Origin of the sequence: Actinomadura sp. 9N215 (assembly GCF_044326345.1) — a bacterium.
Taxonomy (GTDB): Bacteria; Actinomycetota; Actinomycetes; order Streptosporangiales; family Streptosporangiaceae; genus Spirillospora.
On the sequence record NZ_JBIRBA010000001.1, the window covers coordinates 109,735 to 126,886 of the forward strand.

The 17,152-nt window shown below is 70.2% G+C and carries 17 protein-coding genes; 3 read left to right on the forward strand and 14 right to left on the reverse strand.

The window, feature by feature from the left end:
• Positions 1 to 394 precede the first annotated feature (394 nt).
• Positions 395 to 2,020 carry a carboxylesterase/lipase family protein gene (locus tag ACH34T_RS00485; RefSeq protein ID WP_395989875.1) on the reverse strand — a complete coding sequence of 542 codons (1,626 nt, stop codon included), beginning with the start codon at positions 2,018 to 2,020 and terminating at the stop codon, positions 395 to 397.
• 443 nt (positions 2,021 to 2,463) lie between these two features.
• Here ACH34T_RS00485 and ACH34T_RS00490 point away from each other — a divergent pair, with 443 nt between their 5' ends.
• Complete coding sequence (locus tag ACH34T_RS00490) at positions 2,464 to 3,636, forward strand: acyl-CoA dehydrogenase family protein (protein ID WP_395989876.1); 1,173 nt, start codon at positions 2,464 to 2,466, stop codon at positions 3,634 to 3,636.
• Positions 3,633 to 4,538 carry an acyl-CoA dehydrogenase family protein gene (locus ACH34T_RS00495; RefSeq protein WP_395989877.1) on the forward strand — a complete coding sequence of 302 codons (906 nt, stop codon included), beginning with the start codon at positions 3,633 to 3,635 and terminating at the stop codon, positions 4,536 to 4,538. The genes ACH34T_RS00490 and ACH34T_RS00495 overlap by 4 nt, the downstream gene beginning before the upstream one ends.
• Before the next feature lie 14 nt (positions 4,539 to 4,552).
• Here the strand turns inward: ACH34T_RS00495 and ACH34T_RS00500 are convergent, their stop codons facing one another.
• The gene (locus ACH34T_RS00500; RefSeq protein ID WP_395989878.1) at positions 4,553 to 6,136 is read right to left on the reverse strand and encodes a FadD3 family acyl-CoA ligase; all 1,584 of its coding nucleotides are present in this window, start codon (positions 6,134 to 6,136) and stop codon (positions 4,553 to 4,555) included.
• A gap of 75 nt (positions 6,137 to 6,211) precedes the next feature.
• Positions 6,212 to 6,691 (reverse strand): MarR family winged helix-turn-helix transcriptional regulator, encoded by a 480-nt coding sequence (locus ACH34T_RS00505; protein ID WP_395989879.1) that lies wholly within the window; start codon positions 6,689 to 6,691, stop codon positions 6,212 to 6,214.
• 62 nt (positions 6,692 to 6,753) lie between these two features.
• Here ACH34T_RS00505 and ACH34T_RS00510 point away from each other — a divergent pair, with 62 nt between their 5' ends.
• A complete protein-coding gene (locus tag ACH34T_RS00510; protein WP_395989880.1) occupies positions 6,754 to 7,965 on the forward strand; it encodes an FAD-dependent oxidoreductase in 1,212 nt (403 codons plus the stop codon).
• 63 nt (positions 7,966 to 8,028) lie between these two features.
• Here ACH34T_RS00510 and ACH34T_RS00515 read toward each other — a convergent pair whose 3' ends face one another.
• The 11 genes from ACH34T_RS00515 to ACH34T_RS00565 all read right to left on the reverse strand — a co-directional run bounded on the left by ACH34T_RS00515 (position 8,029) and on the right by ACH34T_RS00565 (position 17,131).
• Positions 8,029 to 8,346, reverse strand: coding sequence for a YciI family protein (locus ACH34T_RS00515; protein WP_395989881.1), 318 nt, complete (start codon positions 8,344 to 8,346; stop codon positions 8,029 to 8,031).
• The gene (locus ACH34T_RS00520) at positions 8,343 to 8,873 is read right to left on the reverse strand and encodes an SRPBCC domain-containing protein (protein ID WP_395989882.1); all 531 of its coding nucleotides are present in this window, start codon (positions 8,871 to 8,873) and stop codon (positions 8,343 to 8,345) included. Before ACH34T_RS00520 ends, ACH34T_RS00515 begins: the two co-directional genes overlap by 4 nt.
• Complete coding sequence (locus ACH34T_RS00525; RefSeq protein ID WP_395989883.1) at positions 8,863 to 9,228, reverse strand: ArsR/SmtB family transcription factor; 366 nt, start codon at positions 9,226 to 9,228, stop codon at positions 8,863 to 8,865. Before ACH34T_RS00525 ends, ACH34T_RS00520 begins: the two co-directional genes overlap by 11 nt.
• Positions 9,225 to 9,581 carry a VOC family protein gene (locus ACH34T_RS00530; protein WP_395989884.1) on the reverse strand — a complete coding sequence of 119 codons (357 nt, stop codon included), beginning with the start codon at positions 9,579 to 9,581 and terminating at the stop codon, positions 9,225 to 9,227. Before ACH34T_RS00530 ends, ACH34T_RS00525 begins: the two co-directional genes overlap by 4 nt.
• A gap of 111 nt (positions 9,582 to 9,692) precedes the next feature.
• Complete coding sequence (locus ACH34T_RS00535; protein ID WP_395989885.1) at positions 9,693 to 10,955, reverse strand: DUF222 domain-containing protein; 1,263 nt, start codon at positions 10,953 to 10,955, stop codon at positions 9,693 to 9,695.
• Positions 10,956 to 11,322: 367 nt separating this feature from the next.
• Complete coding sequence (locus ACH34T_RS00540; protein ID WP_395989886.1) at positions 11,323 to 12,114, reverse strand: MaoC/PaaZ C-terminal domain-containing protein; 792 nt, start codon at positions 12,112 to 12,114, stop codon at positions 11,323 to 11,325.
• Positions 12,111 to 13,286, reverse strand: a complete 1,176-nt coding sequence (locus ACH34T_RS00545) for a lipid-transfer protein (RefSeq protein ID WP_395989887.1) — start codon at positions 13,284 to 13,286, stop codon at positions 12,111 to 12,113. The genes ACH34T_RS00540 and ACH34T_RS00545 overlap by 4 nt, the downstream gene beginning before the upstream one ends.
• Positions 13,283 to 13,762, reverse strand: coding sequence for a MaoC family dehydratase (locus tag ACH34T_RS00550; RefSeq protein ID WP_395989888.1), 480 nt, complete (start codon positions 13,760 to 13,762; stop codon positions 13,283 to 13,285). Before ACH34T_RS00550 ends, ACH34T_RS00545 begins: the two co-directional genes overlap by 4 nt.
• The gene (locus tag ACH34T_RS00555) at positions 13,759 to 14,946 is read right to left on the reverse strand and encodes an acyl-CoA dehydrogenase family protein (protein ID WP_395989889.1); all 1,188 of its coding nucleotides are present in this window, start codon (positions 14,944 to 14,946) and stop codon (positions 13,759 to 13,761) included. The genes ACH34T_RS00550 and ACH34T_RS00555 overlap by 4 nt, the downstream gene beginning before the upstream one ends.
• Positions 14,946 to 15,971, reverse strand: coding sequence for a bifunctional MaoC family dehydratase N-terminal/OB-fold nucleic acid binding domain-containing protein (locus ACH34T_RS00560; protein WP_395989890.1), 1,026 nt, complete (start codon positions 15,969 to 15,971; stop codon positions 14,946 to 14,948). Before ACH34T_RS00560 ends, ACH34T_RS00555 begins: the two co-directional genes overlap by 1 nt.
• On the reverse strand, positions 15,968 to 17,131 hold the full coding sequence (locus ACH34T_RS00565; protein WP_395989891.1) for an acyl-CoA dehydrogenase family protein: 1,164 nt from the start codon (positions 17,129 to 17,131) through the stop codon (positions 15,968 to 15,970). The genes ACH34T_RS00560 and ACH34T_RS00565 overlap by 4 nt, the downstream gene beginning before the upstream one ends.
• Positions 17,132 to 17,152 lie beyond the last annotated feature (21 nt).

A 17,152-nucleotide genomic window follows, 5' to 3' on the forward strand; every position in this document is an offset into this window, starting at 1 on the left:
GAGACTGTGCCCGGCCCTGCGAAGGCTCTGCCTGCCGGGCCTGGACCTGCGGAGGCTGGACCTGCCGGGGCTGGGCCTGTCGAGGCTGGACCTGCGGAGGCTGGGCCTGCGGCGGCCGGGCCAGTCCCTGAGGCTGCGGCCCCTGAGTAGGTGTACGGCTCTGAGACTGTGTTCGACCCTGAGACGCGGTACGACTCTGCGGGGGTGTACGGCCCTGGAATGGGACCGGACGAGAATGAACCGCTGTGGCTCGCATGCGCTCATGGAATCCGCGCGGCCGAGGGCGTTCAAGAGGCCGTCGCGATATCTGGCACGTAGCGCACAACCTGCGGCATTCCACGTCAATCCACCTGGTCGATGAAGTGCTCAGTCAACCGATTACCGGATATCTCGATTACTTACCGAACGGCATGTACTTCTTCCAGAAGTCGCAGTGATGCTGCCTTCCGATCTCCCTGGTCATCTCGCTGTCGCCCGCGGGCACCAGCGACATGACGCCTTGGTCGGACTCGGTGAACGGCGTCCAGAGCGGGGTGCCGTCCACGGTCGGGTTCCCGGTGCGGGCGAAACCCGTCCACTGGGCGGTGAGCTGCTTGCCGAACGACACCTGGTTGGGCGTCAGCGTGGCGTTGCCGAACGGGCTGAGGAAGAAGCTCTCGCTGATGTGGTACGACCCGTTCGGCTTCGTCGCGTCCAGGAAGAACATCGGCGGGGCGTCGGCGTTGTCGGTCTGGTAGGCGAACAGCTTGATGTGCTTCGCCAGCCGCTGGTCGTTGATCAGCGCCGGGCAGACGGAGTTGGAGTCGGCCACGATCGTCCGGTACGCGATGAACGGCGAGGGGTCCGGGAACCGTTCGAGCGGGTACAGCTTCATGACCTCGTCCGCGGCGTCTCCGTACTGCTGCCGGATGTTCGCCTGGTACTCCGCGGGCGTGTTGGCGGACGGGAGCTGGGTCTCGTCGCGGTCGACGCCGTGCATCAGCGTGACGTCGTTGACCTTGCCTTCGGCGAACGCCTGTGCGGGCGACATGGGCAGCACCTCGCCGTCGACGACGGGACCTTGCGTCCCCACGTCCGCCCCGACGCCTCGACCGGTCTGATCCAGGAGCCGCTGGACGGGCACGGCGCGCAGGCAGGCGGCCCTGTCGGCCACGTTCCCGCAGCCCACGGCCGTCGCGAAGCGATCGGCGGCCTGCTGCGCCTCGTCCCGGGTCGGCAGGTCGGCCGCGCAGTCCTGCGGCTGCCACTGGACGTCGTTGCCGCGCCGCGAGTTGTACTCGCCGCTCTGCGGGATGCCCTTGTGGAACAGCCCCTTCGCCGTCGGCGAGGCGGTGTGGGCGCACACGCTCGACCCGCCCGCGGACGCGCCGTAGATGGTCACGTTGTTCGGGTCGCCGCCGAACTTCGCGACGTTGGCCTGCACCCAGCGCAGCGCGGCCTGCTGGTCGCGGAACGCGTAGTTGCCGGAGTTCTCGCCGAACGCCTTGTCCGACATGAACCCGAAGATGTTGAGCCGGTACCGGACGCCGATGTGCAGGACGCCGCCGTTCTTCACCAGGTGCTTGCCGTCGGACGGCGAGAGGAACCGGAACCCGCCGCCGTGCAGTTCGACCATCACCGGCAGCGGCTTGCCGTCGGTCCGCTCGGGGGCGGTGACGTTCAGCCGGAGGCAGTCCTCGTTCGTCGAGGGCTGTCCGATCCCCGGCGGCTGCGGACAGTTCGGGCCCGCCGCGTTGGCCTCAAGCGTGGTCGTCCACGGCGCGGCCGGCTGCGGCGGGGCCCAGCGCAATTTCCCCACGGGCGGGGTCGCGTACGGGATCCCGAGCCAAGTCTTGACGCCGTCGCCTATCTGGCCGCAGACCGGGCCCTTGTCCGTCTGGACGGTCGTGCCGCTCGCGCACACCAGCGCTTTACCGGAGCCGTTGTTCCCGGCGTCCGCGGCCTGGGCCGCGGGGAGCACGGGAGCGAAGGCGACCGCCGCCGCGCCGATCGCCGGGACAATCCATTTCCTGATTTTCACGCCCGACGTGGTCCTGCCGGATCTTTTCGCGTCCGAGGGCCTCGCACCGGCCCTCATTCTCGGCATTCTCATGCTCGCGTCCTTTACCGTCGACTACAGTTCGACGGGCTCCCGGCAGGCGGTAATTCGGCGCCGGCCGTCCCGTCCCCCCAGCGGCTGGACGATAAGTCCGGCATAAGTCGATATAACAGGCGAATTCGCGCCGTGGGCGACGAGCGGTATCGTCCACTCGCCAAGCGGTACCGCCCCACCGCCGGACGGCCCCAAATCCCGCGCCCCAGGCACCCGCACAGACGAGCAGACAGACGGGCAGACGCGGGCCGGTCGATCCCGGCGGCAGGTCCCGGTCGATGGGAGGGCGGCTCGCGCCGTCGCCTGCCGGGGCGCATACTCTACCAAACAATTGTTAGAACGAACGTGCGCGATCATGAGGGCGGCGGCACATGGATCTTGAGTTCGGGGCGGCGGACGAGGAGTTCCGCGCGGAGGTACGGGCGTGGCTGCGCGAGCACGTCCCGTCCGAGCCGCTGCCGTCGCTGGAGACCGCGGACGGCTTCGCGGCCCACCGGGAATGGGAGCGGACGCTCGGAGCCGCGCGGCTCGGCGTCGTCTCGTGGCCCGAGGAGTACGGAGGACGCGGCGCGTCCGTCCTGCGATGGCTGATCTTCGAGGAGGAGTACTACGCGGCGGCCGCGCCGGGACGCGTCAGCCAGAACGGCATCAACCTCCTCGCTCCCACGCTGCTGAAGCACGGCACGCCTGAGCAGCTCGCCCGCGTCCTCCCGCCGATGGCCGCGGGCGAGGTGATCTGGGCGCAGGCCTGGTCGGAGCCGGGCGCGGGCAGCGACCTCGCCGCGCTCCGCGCGACCGCCACGCGCACGGACGGCGGCTGGCTGCTCGACGGCCAGAAGACCTGGAGTTCGCGGGCGGCGTTCGCCGACCGGGGCTTCGGCCTGTTCCGCTCCGACCCGGACTCGACGCGCCACCGCGGCCTCACCTACCTGATGTTCCCGCTACACGCGGGCGCGGGCGCGGACGGCGACGGCGGCAGCGACGACGATGCGAACGGCGTGACGATCCGTCCGATCGGGCGGCTGGACGGCAAGCCCGCGTTCGCCGAGTTGTTCCTCGACAAGGTGTTCGTCCCGGACGAGGACGTCATCGGGACGCCCGGCGACGGATGGCGTGTCGCGATGGCCACCGCAGGGAACGAACGCGGCCTCACGCTCCGCAGCCCCGGACGCTTCACCGCGGCGGCCGAACGGCTCGTCCGGCTGTGGCGAGAACGCGCCGACCCGTCCGACACGGCGATGCGCGACCGGGTCGCCGACGCCTGGATCAGATCCCGGGCCTACCGGCTCAAAGGGTTCGAGACGATCTCGCGCAGCGACGACATCGGCGCCGAGTCGAGCCTGAACAAGATCTTCTGGTCGGAACTGGACGTCGCGCTGCACGAGACGGCCCTGGACCTGCTCGGCCCGGACGGCGAACTCGAATCGGACTGGCTGGAGAACTACGTGTTCTCGCTCGCCGGACCGATCTACGCGGGCACCAACGAGATCCAGCGCAACGTGATCGCCGAGCGGCTGCTCGGCCTGCCGAGGGGGTCGCGGTGAAGTTCGTCCTGTCCGCCGAGCAGCGCATGTTCGGCGAAACGCTGCGCGAGATCCTCGCCGAGTCGCAGACCCCGAAGGCGATCCGCGCCTGGGCGGCCGGAGACACGTCCCCCGGCCGGGCGCTGTGGTCCGCCGTCGCCGAGGCGGGCCTGTTCGCGGTCGCCGTGCCGGAGGACTCCGGCGGCGCCGGGCCGCTGCCGGTCGAGCTGTGCGTGGCCGCCGAGGAACTGGGCCGCTCCGCCGCCCCCGGCCCGTACGTGGAAACCCTCGCCGCCACCGAGCTCCTGGACGGATCGCGCTGGCTGTCGCGGATCGCGGAAGGCGAGGCGATCGTGTCGCTCGCCGTCCCGCACGCGCTGGACGCCGACGTCGCCGACCTCGTCCTCACGGCCGACGGCGTCGAACACCGGCCCGGCGAGCCCGTCACGTCCCTGGACCCGGCACGGCGCCTGTTCCGCGTCCCGGCCGCCACCGCCCCTGGCTTCACCGATCTCGGCGCGCTGCTGTGCGCGGCACAGCAGATCGGCGTCGGCCGGTCACTCCTGGACGCGTCCGTCGGCTACGCCAAGACGCGGCAGCAGTTCGGACGCCCCATCGGCGAGTACCAGGCGATCAAGCACCATCTGGCGACCGCGATGGTGGAACTCGAATTCGCGCGCCCGCTCGTGTACGGGGCGGCGCTCTCCTACCGGACACCCGACTTCGCACGGGACGTGTCCGCCGCCAAGGTCGCCGCGTCGGAGGCGTCCTACGGAATGGCCAAGACCGCCCTCCAGGTGCACGGCGCGATCGGCTACACCGACGAATACGACCCGTCCCTGTGGATCCGCAAGGCACGCGCCCTGTACTCGGCCTGGGGCACCCCGTCCGAGCACAGGACAAGGATCATGACCGCCCTCTGACCACCCCGCCGCAATCAGACCCCACGCCGCTTGAACTCCACCCGGGCCTTGAGTTCGACTCGGCGGACCTTGCCGGACGCGGTCTTCGGGAGGTCGTCCACGAAGACGACCTCCCGCGGGACCTTGAAGTTCGCGAGCCGCTCCCGGCAGTGCCCGATCAGCTCGCCGTCCGTGGCGGCCCGGCCGGGACGGAGCCGGACGTAGGCGCGCCCCACCTCGCCCAGGCGCGCATCGGGAACGCCGACGACACCGGACTCGGCGACGGCGTCATGGCGCGCGAGGACGTCCTCGACCTCGGCCGGGTACACGTTGAAGCCGCCGACGACGAACATCTCCTTCGTCCGTCCGGTGATGACGAGGTTGCCGCGCTCGTCGAGGTGCCCCCGGTCGCCGGTGTCCAGCCAGCCGCCGCGGATCGTCTTCGCGGTCGCCTCCGGATCGCCCAGGTAGCCCTTCATCACGTTGTAGCCGCGGACGAGCACCTCGCCGTCCGTCCCCGCCTGGACCTGCTCGCCCTTCCCGTCGACGATGGCGACCTCGACGTCGTCGATGGGCCTCCCGCAGGTGGTGGCGACGGTCTCGGCGTCATCGTCCACCGAGCAGGCCGACACCGTGCCCGACGACTCCGTCAGCCCGTACGCGGTGACGACCTGCGGGAACAGCTCGGCACGGATGCGCCGCACCAGCGCCACGGGGACGTCGGCCGCGCCCGTCACCGCCAGCCGGAGCGACGAGAGGTCACGCTCGTCCCTCCCCGGGGCGTCGAGCAGCGACGTGTAGATCGTCGGCGGCCCCGGCAGGACGGTGATCCTCTCCTGTTCGATCAGGCGCAGCGTCTCCGGGACGTCGAACGTCCGCTGGAGCACCATCGTGGCGCCCTTCAACAGGCAGGCCAGCACGCCCGCCTTGTAGCCGAACGAATGGAACATCGGGTTGACGATCAGATACCGGTCGCCGGCGCGGACGCCCGTCCGTCTGGTCCACGCCCGATAGGTGCGGACGTTCTGCTCATGCGTGCACATGACGCCTTTGGGCTTGCCCGTCGTCCCGGACGTGAACAGAACATCCGCGATGTCCCCCGCCCGGACGCCCTCAGCACGCGCATCGCTATCACCCGGTGAGACAGCCTTGCCCACAAACTCGTCCCACCCACTCACTCCCGGCCGAGCGGCCCCATTGAACGTGACAACGGCCTCCAACGACGGCAGCCCCGGAATGACCCCCGATTCATCCAGGCCGAGCATTCCGGGATAGTCGATGCCGAGAAATCCGTCCTCGACGAAAAGGGCCCTTACCTCGGCCTTGGAAAGCGGCCACCGTGCCTCGTCCCCCTTGAACCGCGTGTTCAGCGGAACGAGCGTCGCGCCCGCGCCCATCGCGCCGAGCACGGTGACGATCCAGCCCAGCCCGTTCGGCGCCCAGATCGCGACGCGGTCACCCGGCTCGATCCCGGCCCCGATGAACGCGCCCGCCGCCTCCCGGGCGCGCTCGCGCAGCTCCGCGAAGGTCACCCGGACGTCCCCGTCCACGACCGCCTCCGCGTCCGGGAACTCGTCGGCCGCCCGCGCCAGCACCCCCGGAATCGTCAGCTCGTCCATGACCCTTCATCATGGGCGCGGCCCTCCCGATCAGCGAGAGACCATCCCGCTCACCGGTACGCCGCAGGGGCGACGTCATCCGCGCAGTTCCCTGGCCGCCGTCCGGTAGGCCCCGGCGATCCGGACGAGCATGTCGAGCAGCAGCGGCGCCTGCTCCGGCCCGTAATGCGTGCCGACTTCGTCCAGCCGCCGCCTGGACGCCTCGCACGCGGCCTCGTAGTCGGCCATGCCGCCCGCGACCGGCTCGACGGTGACCGTCCGCCGATCATGCGCGCCGCGCACCCGCCGCACATAGCCCGCCTTCTCCAGCCGGTCGACCAGCCGGGTCGTCGAAGCGGACGGCAGCCCGAGCTCCTCGGAGATCGTCCCCACCGCGAGCGGCCCGCGCATCTCCAGCAGGATCGCCGCCGCGACGTCGACCGGCTGCAGCCCGAGCCGGTCGGCGACCGCCTCGTTGTGCAGCAGAACCGCGATCACGAACTCGCGGAACACGTCCTCGCCCGACTGCTCGTCCCGCACCTGTTCCCCCGTCGACTTCCCTGCGACCGACCCCACCGTCGGAGGATACTCCGCCCCGATGTATCTTCATATCGAAGATACTTCATTCCGGAGGAGACATGGAGATTCTCGTCATCGGCGCCGGCGTCGGAGGCCTGGCCGTCGCACGCGAACTGCTGGCCGCCGGTCACCGGGTCCGCGTCTACGAACAGGCGCCGGCCCGCCGGACGGGCGGCAAGGCGGTCCTCATCTGGAGCAACGGCACCGCCGTCCTGCACGACCTCGGCATCACCCTGGACGGCGCCGGCAACCGCATCGACAGGATCGACGCCCTGACCTCGGACGGCCGCCTGCGCACCGGCCAGAACATCGCCCACACCGCCGACCGCTTCGGCTTCGAGACCAAGGCGATCGCCCGCCGCGACCTCCTGGAACGCCTCGCCGACGGCCTGCCGGACGACCTCGTCCACTACGGCAAGACCTGCGAGCGCATGACCCAGGACGGCGACCGCGTCACCGCGACCTTCGACGACGGATCGACCGCCACCGGAGACCTCCTCATCGGGGCCGACGGCCACCACTCGATCGTCCGCCGCCACCTGTGGGGCGAGGGCACCGTCCACCCGGCCACCTTCGGCACCTGGCAGGGCCTCAGCCCGATCGACATCGACCTCACCGGCACCCACCGCCACCTCATGATCACCGGACGGGAGGGCGCCTGCGGACTCATGCCCGCCGGGGACGGCCTCCTGCAATGGTGGTTCGACGTCCGCTGGTCCCCTGCCGACCCGCACCCCGCGACCCCGCTGACCGACCTGCGAAACCGCTTCGGCCACTGGGCGTCCCCCGTCCCCGAGGTACTGGCCGCCGCAACCGACGACGACCTCGAATTCTTCGGCCACCACTGGAACAAGGTCCGCCGCGTATGGGGCGAAGGCCGCATCACTCTGCTCGGCGACGCCGCCCACACCATGCCGCCCACCCTCGGCCAGGGCGCCAACCAGACCCTCGAAGACGCATGGGTCCTCGCACGCGAACTAGTCAAGGACGACACCGACCCCTCGTCCCGCCTACGCGCCTACGAAAAGACCCGCTACCCGCAGATCTCCAGAGTCTCCCGAATGGCCAAGCGCAACCCCGCCAACTGGCGCATCCCTCCACTGATCGGCCGCCTCTTCCCCGAAACGTCCCAGACCACCCTCCTAGCCCGCTTCAGCAACCGCCTCACCACCCCCACTCCCCGCCCGGCCGACGACCAGCCTCCTCCCCCACACGCACAACCCACCACTGAAGGTCCATCTGCTGGTCGAACGTCGCGGCGACAAGGGTGACGACTTCGCCACCCTGCGGACCTGGCGGGCCGGCCCGCTCGGCAGTGGAACGGGATGGCCGCGTCACAAGGTGTGGCCGGTCTTGGACGAGCCGATGATCGCGTCCGCCATGGGGTAGATGCTGACGCGACCGATGTCATCGCGGATGACCGGGTCGGCGGCCCGGACGGCGCGGACCTGCTCTTCGTCGTCGGTCTCGACGATGGCGAGGCCCCAATAGCCGGCCGGGTCGGCGACCGGGCCGAACACGACGGCGGTGCCCTTGTCGGCCAGGGCCTGCCAATAGGCGACGTGCTCGCCCATGGTGCTCGCCTCGGCATCGGTCATGTCAGCGGGGAAGTCGGGCCGGTGAGGAACGAGCTTGTAGACGAAATAGCTCATGGTCGCCTCTCGGGTCGTGGGTGCGGCGTTTCGGCGGCGTTGGCGAGGCGGCCGAGGATGACCGTCCACCCGGTGCGGTAGGCGCCACCGGTGTAGCCGCCGGGCACGGCGCAGTCCTCGGACAGCTGGGCGTCGCTGAGCGCTTCCCAGCCCCGGTGTTCGACGGCGACGCGGGTCAGGAGGGGACCGAGGGCGGTGAAGGTCAGTTCGACCTCGGTCGGTGCGGCGGTGCTGGTCCAGGTCATGGCGAACCGCTCGGGCGGCTGCCAGATCAGCAGTTCGCCCCACACCACGACGGTGCCGTCCTCCCAGGTCTCGTAGACGCCGCCGCCGACCCGCCGTTCGAGGGTGATGTCGCGGACCCGATCCTTACCGGCGGAGAAGGGCTGCACCGGCCACCACACGCCGAGGGTGCGCACGCACACGTCGAAGGTGTGGTCGATGTCGCTGCGGACCAGGGTGGATTCGCGTATCGGTGGCCGGCGCAACGGGGTGGCCCGGCGCGGTGGCGGACGGTCAGCCGGCACGGCCTTCCTCCTGCTCGTCGGCGTCGGACAGGCCGCGCTCGGCCTCGACGAGACGGCGGGCGGTGTCCAGGGAACCGGCCCACATCTCGTCCAGGAAGGCGCGCAGCCCGGCCAGCCCCTCCGGGCGGGCCCGGTAGAAGCGGCGGGTTCCCTCGCGGCGTTCGGACAGCAGCCCCGCGCTCTTGAGCACCGTCAGGTGCTGGCTGATCGCGGTCCGGCTCACCTCGAACTGTTCGGCGATGCGCGCCGCGGGCAGCTCGTCGCGGGCGACAAGCCGCAGGATGGCGCGCCGACGCGGCTCGGCCAGCGCTTGCAGCGCCAGTCCGGTCGCGTCGGTCGCGTCCCGGCGGGTCATGCCCACAGACCGACCTGGTTGCCGTCCGGGTCGGCGAAGATCGCGAACCGGCCGAAGTCACCGGGCAGGTCCGTCGGGGGCACCAGCCGCGTGCCGCCGAGGGCCTCGGCACGGTCCAGGTAGGCATCCAGGTCGTCGACCCGCACATAGACCTTCACACCCGCGTCGCCCGCCTGCGTCGAGGGCCCGATGCCGCCGCCGACGGCGTGCTCACCGCCCCCGGTGTCCACCAGGCCGTAGCCGCCCATCGCCGGGTCGGCGGCGACCTGCCAGTCGAACAGCCGCCCGTAGAACTTCTGTGCCCGCTCGTGATCCGGGCTGATCACCTCAAAGAACGCGATCGGCCGTCCCATAGTGGCGTCCCCCAATTCAAGTTCGTCAGTGGACGCTAACGTTAGTGCTACCTGACATAAAGGTCAAGCACGGTGACACCCGAAGCCGCAGCCGAAAAGTGGCGGGTCGGGTTATGCGGCTTGGGGCCAGGGTGGCGGTCGGCCGGTCGCGGTTGTGGTGGTTGCTGTGGTTGGAGGGTCGCCGGGTGGGGTGAGGCGGTAGGTGTAGCGGCCGGTGAGGTTGTCGTGGGTGATGTGGAGCCGGTCGGGGTGGGTGTGCTTGTAACGGTTGTGCCAGCCGCAGCACAGGGTGAGCTGGTCGATGTCGGTGGGGCTGTGGCCGAGCGCCCAGCCGTGGACGTGGTCGACCTCGCACAGGCTGCCGGGGACCTGGCAGTCCTGGACCGCGCAGGTGGGATAGAGCGTGTGCAGGACGCGGCGTTGGGCCGCGGTGGCGATCCGGACGGTGTGCCCGAGGTAGAGCGGGTGGTTCCCGCGACCCAGCAGCAGCGCCGAGACACCCGCGTTGAGCGCGATGCGACGAGCCTGCTCAGCGGGGATCGGCGTGCCGTCGGAGAGACGACCCGGGGCGGTGCCGCCCGTGAGGGTGTCCAGATCGCAGATGACGGTGACCCGGGTGGCGCGATGCCCGCCGGACAGCACACCGGTCAGCGCGGCCGCGGTGCGTTCGGACAGGTCGCGGCGGTCGTCGGTACCGGCCGGGGCGGCGAGCGGGCCCAGGGTGCCGTCCCAGATGGCGGCGTCCTCGGCGTTCAGCCAGCCCTTGATGTAGCGGCCGCCGTCCAGGGAACGGGTGGAGTCGACCCAGGACCGCTCGTAGCCGCGCCGCGAATCAGCGTCGGACCGCTCGGTGCCGTCGCGTTCGGCGATCACGTCACGGATGCGGCGACCGAACGAGGCGACCTTCCCAGCCGAGAAGCCCTGGTCGACCATGTCCAGCAGGATGTCTCCGGCGGCTTGGCAATCGTGGTCGTCGAGGCGGGCGACGGCGGTGGCGATGGTGGCGGCGTACCCGAACGACAGGGCCCCGGTGGCCCACCGGGTGGCGAGCCGAGCGAGGCGGTCACGTTGCCTGGCCAGAGTGAGACGTTCTTTGGCGCGGGAGTCACGCATGCCCAGGCGGGAGCGCAGCCAGGCCTGGGTGGACGGATATCCCCAGCGTTGTGATTCGCCATTGCGGTCGACGACGCCGATGAGCGCGGCCAGGGTGCTTTCTGTCTGATCGGTGGCGGCGGCGAGAGTTTCGGTGAGTTCCAGGCAAGCGGCCGGTGATTCGGGCGGCTCCCGGTGGGCGAGTTCGGCGCTGATCGCGGTAAGGGCGGCCACCAGATCGGCGGTGGACGCCCCATCCAAATCAACTATCACCGAACGCATGTTCCAATATTACCCAATGTGGCCGACAACTGACGGCCCGCGAGAGAATTCACAAGGTTGGAATATTGTCACCTCCCGGTTAGACACCGGGACACCAAGGCCAGGAAAGGGAAGCTGAGTAATTTAGTGCGCCTGGGGCTCGATCCCCTTGTTGATTCTTGGCTGGGGTGGGGGCGGCGCGTCGGGCGGGGGCAGGCGGAGCCTGCCCGATGAAAGCTGCACCAGGGGCCGCAGAGGCTCCAAAGTCAAGGGTGGGACGAAGTCCCATCGCGAAGCGACGCGAAGCGCCCTTGACTTTGGAGGGGCGGCCCCGTACGCAGCGCCGCCCCCACCACGAACATTAGAAAATAGATGACAGATAGGATGGTTAGACGAAGCTGGCTTGGGCTGCTGAGATTACTGGCTTTTCGTTCACTGTCGCTTCGAAGAGGGTGGACTTGGCGTCCCTCCAGGTGGCTACTCGGAGGGTTTCGCCTGGGAAGACCGGGGAGGCGAAACGGCCTTCCAGTTCTACCAAGTCGGCAGGGTGCGCATTAAGGGACCTGGCGAGTGGCAGGGTTGTGGCGGCCAGTGTGCACAGACCGTGCATGATAGGGCGCGGCATTCCCGCCGCCTTGGCTGCTGCCGGGTCTATGTGCAGGTGGTGGCGGTCGCCTAGCAGCCGGTAGAGCGCGGCCTGATCAGGGGCGGTTCTGACCGTCAGCGACGGGACGTCCGGGTCGGTTTCTGGACGGCGGCGGGACGAGGGACCTCGTTCGCCGCCGAAGCCGCCGCTGCCCGGGGCGAACAATGACCAGGTCGCCTCGAAGTACGGGCTTTTAACGGCGACGTCGAAGACGGCGGCGGACCCCTTATCCCAGACGGCCGAAACGTGGGCGGTCATTTCCACGGTTCCCGCGCGCGGCAGCGGCTTCAGGACGCGAAGTCGCTGCGCCCCATGAACGGCGGTTCGCGCATCGAACGCACCCGCCGAGCCTAGAGCGTCTGGGGCCCATTGGGCGAGGGTCAGGGCGAAAGTCGGCAGGACGCGAAGGCGTTCCTCGAAGACCAGGTCAAGGTCGGAAGCGCCTGCCCCGACTGCGAGAGCATAAAGGATGGGCTGCGTTTCGTCATACGAAACTGTCTTGGAGCCGAGTGCGCGGCCGTGCCATTCGCTCACGCGTCCGCTCCCAGGATCAGGCCGCTTGTCGGGACGCCGGTTCCGGCGGTTACCAGAACATTGTGGACGTCACCAGGCTGGTTGACCGACGTCCCCCGGACGAGGCGAACCGCCTCCGCGATTCCATTCATGCCGTGGATGTAAGCCTCACCGAGTTGCCCGCCGTGCGTGTTGAACGGAAGACGGCCGTCCAGTTCCAGGTTGCCGTCCGCGACGAAGTCCTTGCCTTCGCCCTTCGGGCAGAAGCCCAATTCCTCCAGCTGCGGCAGAACCATGGGCGTAAAGTGGTCGTAGAGAATGGCCGCCTGGACGTCGGCGGGTGTCAGTCGTGACTGCCCGTAGAGTTGGCGTCCCACCAGGCCCATCTCCGGGATTCCGGTGATTTCGGAGCGGTAGTAGCTGGTCATCATCTGCTGGTCGTTGCCGGATCCCTGCGCGGCGCCCCACACGAAAGCGGGCCGATGCGGCAGGTCGCGGGCCCGTTCGGCGGACACGACGACGAGCGCCTGGCCGCCGTCGCTCTCCTGGCAGCAGTCGAGCAGCCGGAGGGGCTCGGCGATCCAGCGGGACACCTGGTGATCTTCGAGGGTGATGGGGCGGCCGTAGAACCAGGCGGACGGGTTGTTCGCGGCGTGCCTGCGGTCGACGACGGCGATCCGGCCGAAGTCCTCGCTGGTCGCGCCGTACTCGTGCATGTAGCGGCGGGCGAACATGGCGACCCACTGCGCGGGCGTCGCGAGTCCGAACGGCGTCATCCACGAGTAGGCGGCGCGGTCGGCGCCGACGTCCACGGGACGGTCGGCCTGGCCGAGGCCGTAGCGGGTGCCGGAGCGTTCGTTGAAGGCGCGGTAGCAGACGACGACGTCGGCGACGCCGGTGGCGACGGCCATGGCGGCCTGCTGGACGGTGGCGCAGGCCGCGCCGCCGCCGTGCCCGATGCGGGAGAAGAACGTCAGCTCGCCGATGCCGAGGTTGCGGGCGATGTGGATCTCGGAGCTGGTGTCGGCGGTGAACGTCACCATGCCGTCCACGTCGGACGGTTCGAGCCCGGCGTCGGTGACGGCGGCGAGCACGGCCTCGCACGCGAGCCGCAGTTCGCTGCGTCCGGACTGCTTGGAGAACTCGGTCGCGCCGATTCCGGCGATCGCGGCGGCGCCCGGCAGCACGCTCATGAGCCGCTCCCCCGCCGCCGGACGGCGGGCGACTCGACGGGCGGTTCGACGACGACGGGCAGTTCGACGACGACGGTGCCGGTCACGTGCGGGCCGATGGCGTTGACGCCGCGCACCGCGATCTCGACGCGCCGGGCGTCGGGGTGCTTCGCCGCGACCGCGCCGGTCAGGACCATGGTGTCGCCTGGGTAGTTCGGCGCGCCCAGCCTGATCCTGATGGCCTTCACGACGGCGGCGGGCCCGGCCCAGCCGGTGACGTACCGGTCGACGAGGCCGTTCGTGGTGAGGATGTTCATGAAGACGTCCTTGGAACCTCGTTCGACCGCCAGGGACGGGTCGTGGTGGACGTCCTGGTAGTCGCGGCTGGCGAGCGCGGCCGCGACGATCATCGTGCGGGTCAGCGGGATGCTCAGCTCGGGAAGTTCCTCCCCCACCGACACGTCCTCGTACCGGCGGTTCACGACACGGCGGTTCACGACACGGCCTCCCGCAGCACGGCTCCCAGCAGGTCGAGGTCGAAGGAGGCGCCGCCGAGCGTGCCGGAGATCTGCTTGCCCCACAGGAAATGGCGGTGCACCGGGTAGTCGACGTCCACGCCGATCCCGCCGTGCAGGTGCTGGACGCGATGGACGACGTTCAGACCGCCCTCGTCCGACCACCATTTGGCCACCAGGACGGCCGATTCGGCGTCCTCGACGGACTCGGCGGACTCGCCGGACTCGGCTGCTGTGATCAGGGAGATCGCGTGCCATAGGCAGACTCGGAGTGCGTCGATCTCTATGTAGCAGTCAGCGAGTTGATGCTGCACCGCCTGGAAAGTGGCGAGCGGACGGCCGAACTGCTCGCGTCCGGTGAGGTAGTCGGCGGCGTGGCGGAGCGCGCCCTCCGCCACGCCGACCTGGGTGGCGGCGAGCGAGACACGGGCGAGGCGCAGCGCCGTGGCGAGCGCGTCGACGCCACCGGTTCGAGCGCCCGCGCCACCGGTTCGAGCTTCGGCGAGGGCGTCGGCGAGGGTGGCGGTGCCGAGGGGCTCTGCCTGGGCCGCGTCCAGGGTGAGGTGACCGGCGGTGTCGTGTGTCGTGGTCTGGGTGCGTTCCCAGAGGACTCCGGACGCGGAGGCGTCGAGCAGGTAGAGGCCGGGGCCGCCGTCCGCCGAACGGGCGGCGACGAGGACGCGGTCCGCGCCGAAGGGGGTGGGGACGACCGCCTTGGTGCCGGTCAGGAACCATCCGTCCCCGTCGCGGACGGCGGTGCAGCGCGGCTCGGCGGGGTCGGGCGAGGCGAATTCCTCCAGGGCGATGGTGAGCCGTTCGGTCCCGTCCGCGAGGGCGGGGAGGATCTCCCGCTGCGCGGGGGTGCCGTGCTCGGCGATGGTGAGCGCGGCGACGACCGTCGGCCAGATCGGAGCGGGTGCGACGGCCCGGCCCTGCTCCTCCAGCAGGACGGCGAGTCCGCCGACGCCCAGGCCCGCGCCGCCCGCGTCCTCGGGGAGTGCGACGCCGAGCAGGCCCGCGTCCGCCAATGCCGTCCACAGGGTCTCGTCGAAGCCGGTGGCAGACTGCTCGGCCGCCTTGATGCGGGTTTGTGTGGCGTGGTCGGTGAAGATCCGCCGAGCCAGGTCCTGGACGGCCTCCAGCTCTTCGCCAAGGGTGAAGTCCATCAGCGCTCCTCAGCGTCGGCGGGGCGGAACACCGGCAGGGACAGGTCGGGGTCCGGGTCTGTCCAGTCGAGGACGACCGGCATGCCTATCTCGACGTCCTCCGGGGCGACGGCCGTCAGGTTGGCGATCAGGCGGGTGCCCTCGGCCAGCTCGATCACGGCGACGATCAGGGGATGCTCGAAGGCCGGATGGCGTGGATGGTGGTTGACCGCGTAGGTGTAGACGTGGCCGTTGCCGGACGACTCGACGGTGTCCCAGCCGAACGAGCCGCACTGCGGGCAGCACGGGCCCGGCGGATGTCGCAGCGACTTGCAGTCGGCGCAGCGCTGGACGACGAGCCGGTGCTCGCGGGCGGCCTCGAACCAGAAGGCGTTGTCCGCGTTGATCGCGGGTCTCGGGCGTAGTGCACTCGGCTCAGGCGTGTCGGTGGGTTGCTCGGCTGGCGGGGTGGCTGGGCGGTAGCGGAGGGTTCGCCAGCGCTGGGTGGCCACGATCTCGCCCGTCGCGTCGCGGTACGTCTTGAGGGTGCTGATGAAGCGGCCTGTGCCCAGTGCCGTCTGCTTCTCAGCGGAGATCGACACGACGGTCTCCTCGACGCTGACATGGTCGCCCGGTGTCAGTTCGCGGTGGAACTCGAACTCCGAGTCGGTCGCGACGACAGACGTGTAACCGCCCTCGGCGAGCAGCTCGTTCAGCTCCTCGGCGGCGGAAGGTCCGGCGGAGGGTCCGACGGTAGGTCCGGCGGAGCGTCCGACGGTAGGTCCGGCGGAGGGTTCGGCGGAGTCCGGCCGGACGGACGCCGCGTACCCGCGCATCGTCCATGCCTGCATCATCGACGCGGGCGCGACGACGCCGTCGCGTCCTGCGGCGCGGGCGGCCGCTTCGTCGAGGTAGACGGGGTTCTCATCCGCCATCGCCTCGACCCAGTGCCGGATCATCGGGACGTTGACCGGGTCCTGCCCGGGGCGGCGGGCCACCAGTTCGCGCCCGGCCCAGGCCTGGAGCCTGTCCTCGTACTCGCTCACGACCGCCTCGACCTGGGCAGTCCGAGCCCCTGGACGGCGACCATGTCGCGGAGGACCTCGTTGACGCCGCCGCCGAACGTGTTCACGATGCCCTGCCGCGACAGCTGCTCGATCTGGCCGTGGAGCACCGCGCCCGGCGATTCGGGACGGATCCGTCCGGCCGCGCCGAGGATCCCGGTGAGGGTGCGCTGGACGTCGATGTGCGTCTCCGTCCCGTACGACTTGGCGGCTCCGGCCTGAGCGCCGGTCAGCGTCCCGGCCTCCACGGCCATGGTCATCTTCCAGTTCATCAGCCGCATCGCCTCCAGCCTGGCGTGCGTGCGGGCGAGGTCGGCGCGCACCCAGGGCAGGTCGATGGCGCCGTTGTCGCGGGCCCAGTCGCGGACGTCCTCCCACAGGCGGATCATCCGGCCGCCGAGTGCGGCGAGCCCGATCCGCTCGTGGTTGAGCTGGGTGGTGATCAGGGTCCAGCCGCCGTCGACGTCCCCGACGACCGACGACGCGGGCACCCGGACGCCGTTGTAGTACGTCGCCGTGACGATCATTCCGCCGACGGTCTGGATCGGGCTCCAGGAGAACCCGTCGGCGTCGGTCGGCACGGTCAGGATGGAGATGCCTTTGTGCTTGGGCGCTTCGGGGTTCGTCCGGACGGCGAGCCAGATGTGGTCGGCGGTGTTGGCGCCGCTGGTGAAGACCTTGCCGCCGTCGACAACGAAGTGGTCGCCGTCGCGGACGGCCTTCGTGCGGAGCGACGCGAGGTCGGTGCCCGCGTCGGGCTCGGTGTATCCGATGGCGAAGACGATGTCGCCGGACAGGATGCCGGGCAGGAAGCGCCGCTTCTGCTCGTCCGTCCCGTACCGGATCAGCGTGGGACCGACCGTGTTGACGGTGATGAACGGGAACGGCAGCCCGGCCCGCTGCACCTCGTCGAAGAACACGTACTGCTCGGCGATCGACCTGCCCTGCCCGCCGTACTCCTCCGGCCAGCCGTAGCCGAGCCAGCCGTCGTTGCCGAGCATCTTGACGATCTCGCGGAACCGGTCGCCGCCGACGCCCTGCTCCCCGGCGCGGCGCCGCACGTCCGCGGGCAGCAGGCCCGCGAAGTACGCCCGCAGTTCCAGGCGCAGCGCGCGATGCGCCGCGGACTCACGCAGATCCATGAATGCCCTTTCGTGCCATGG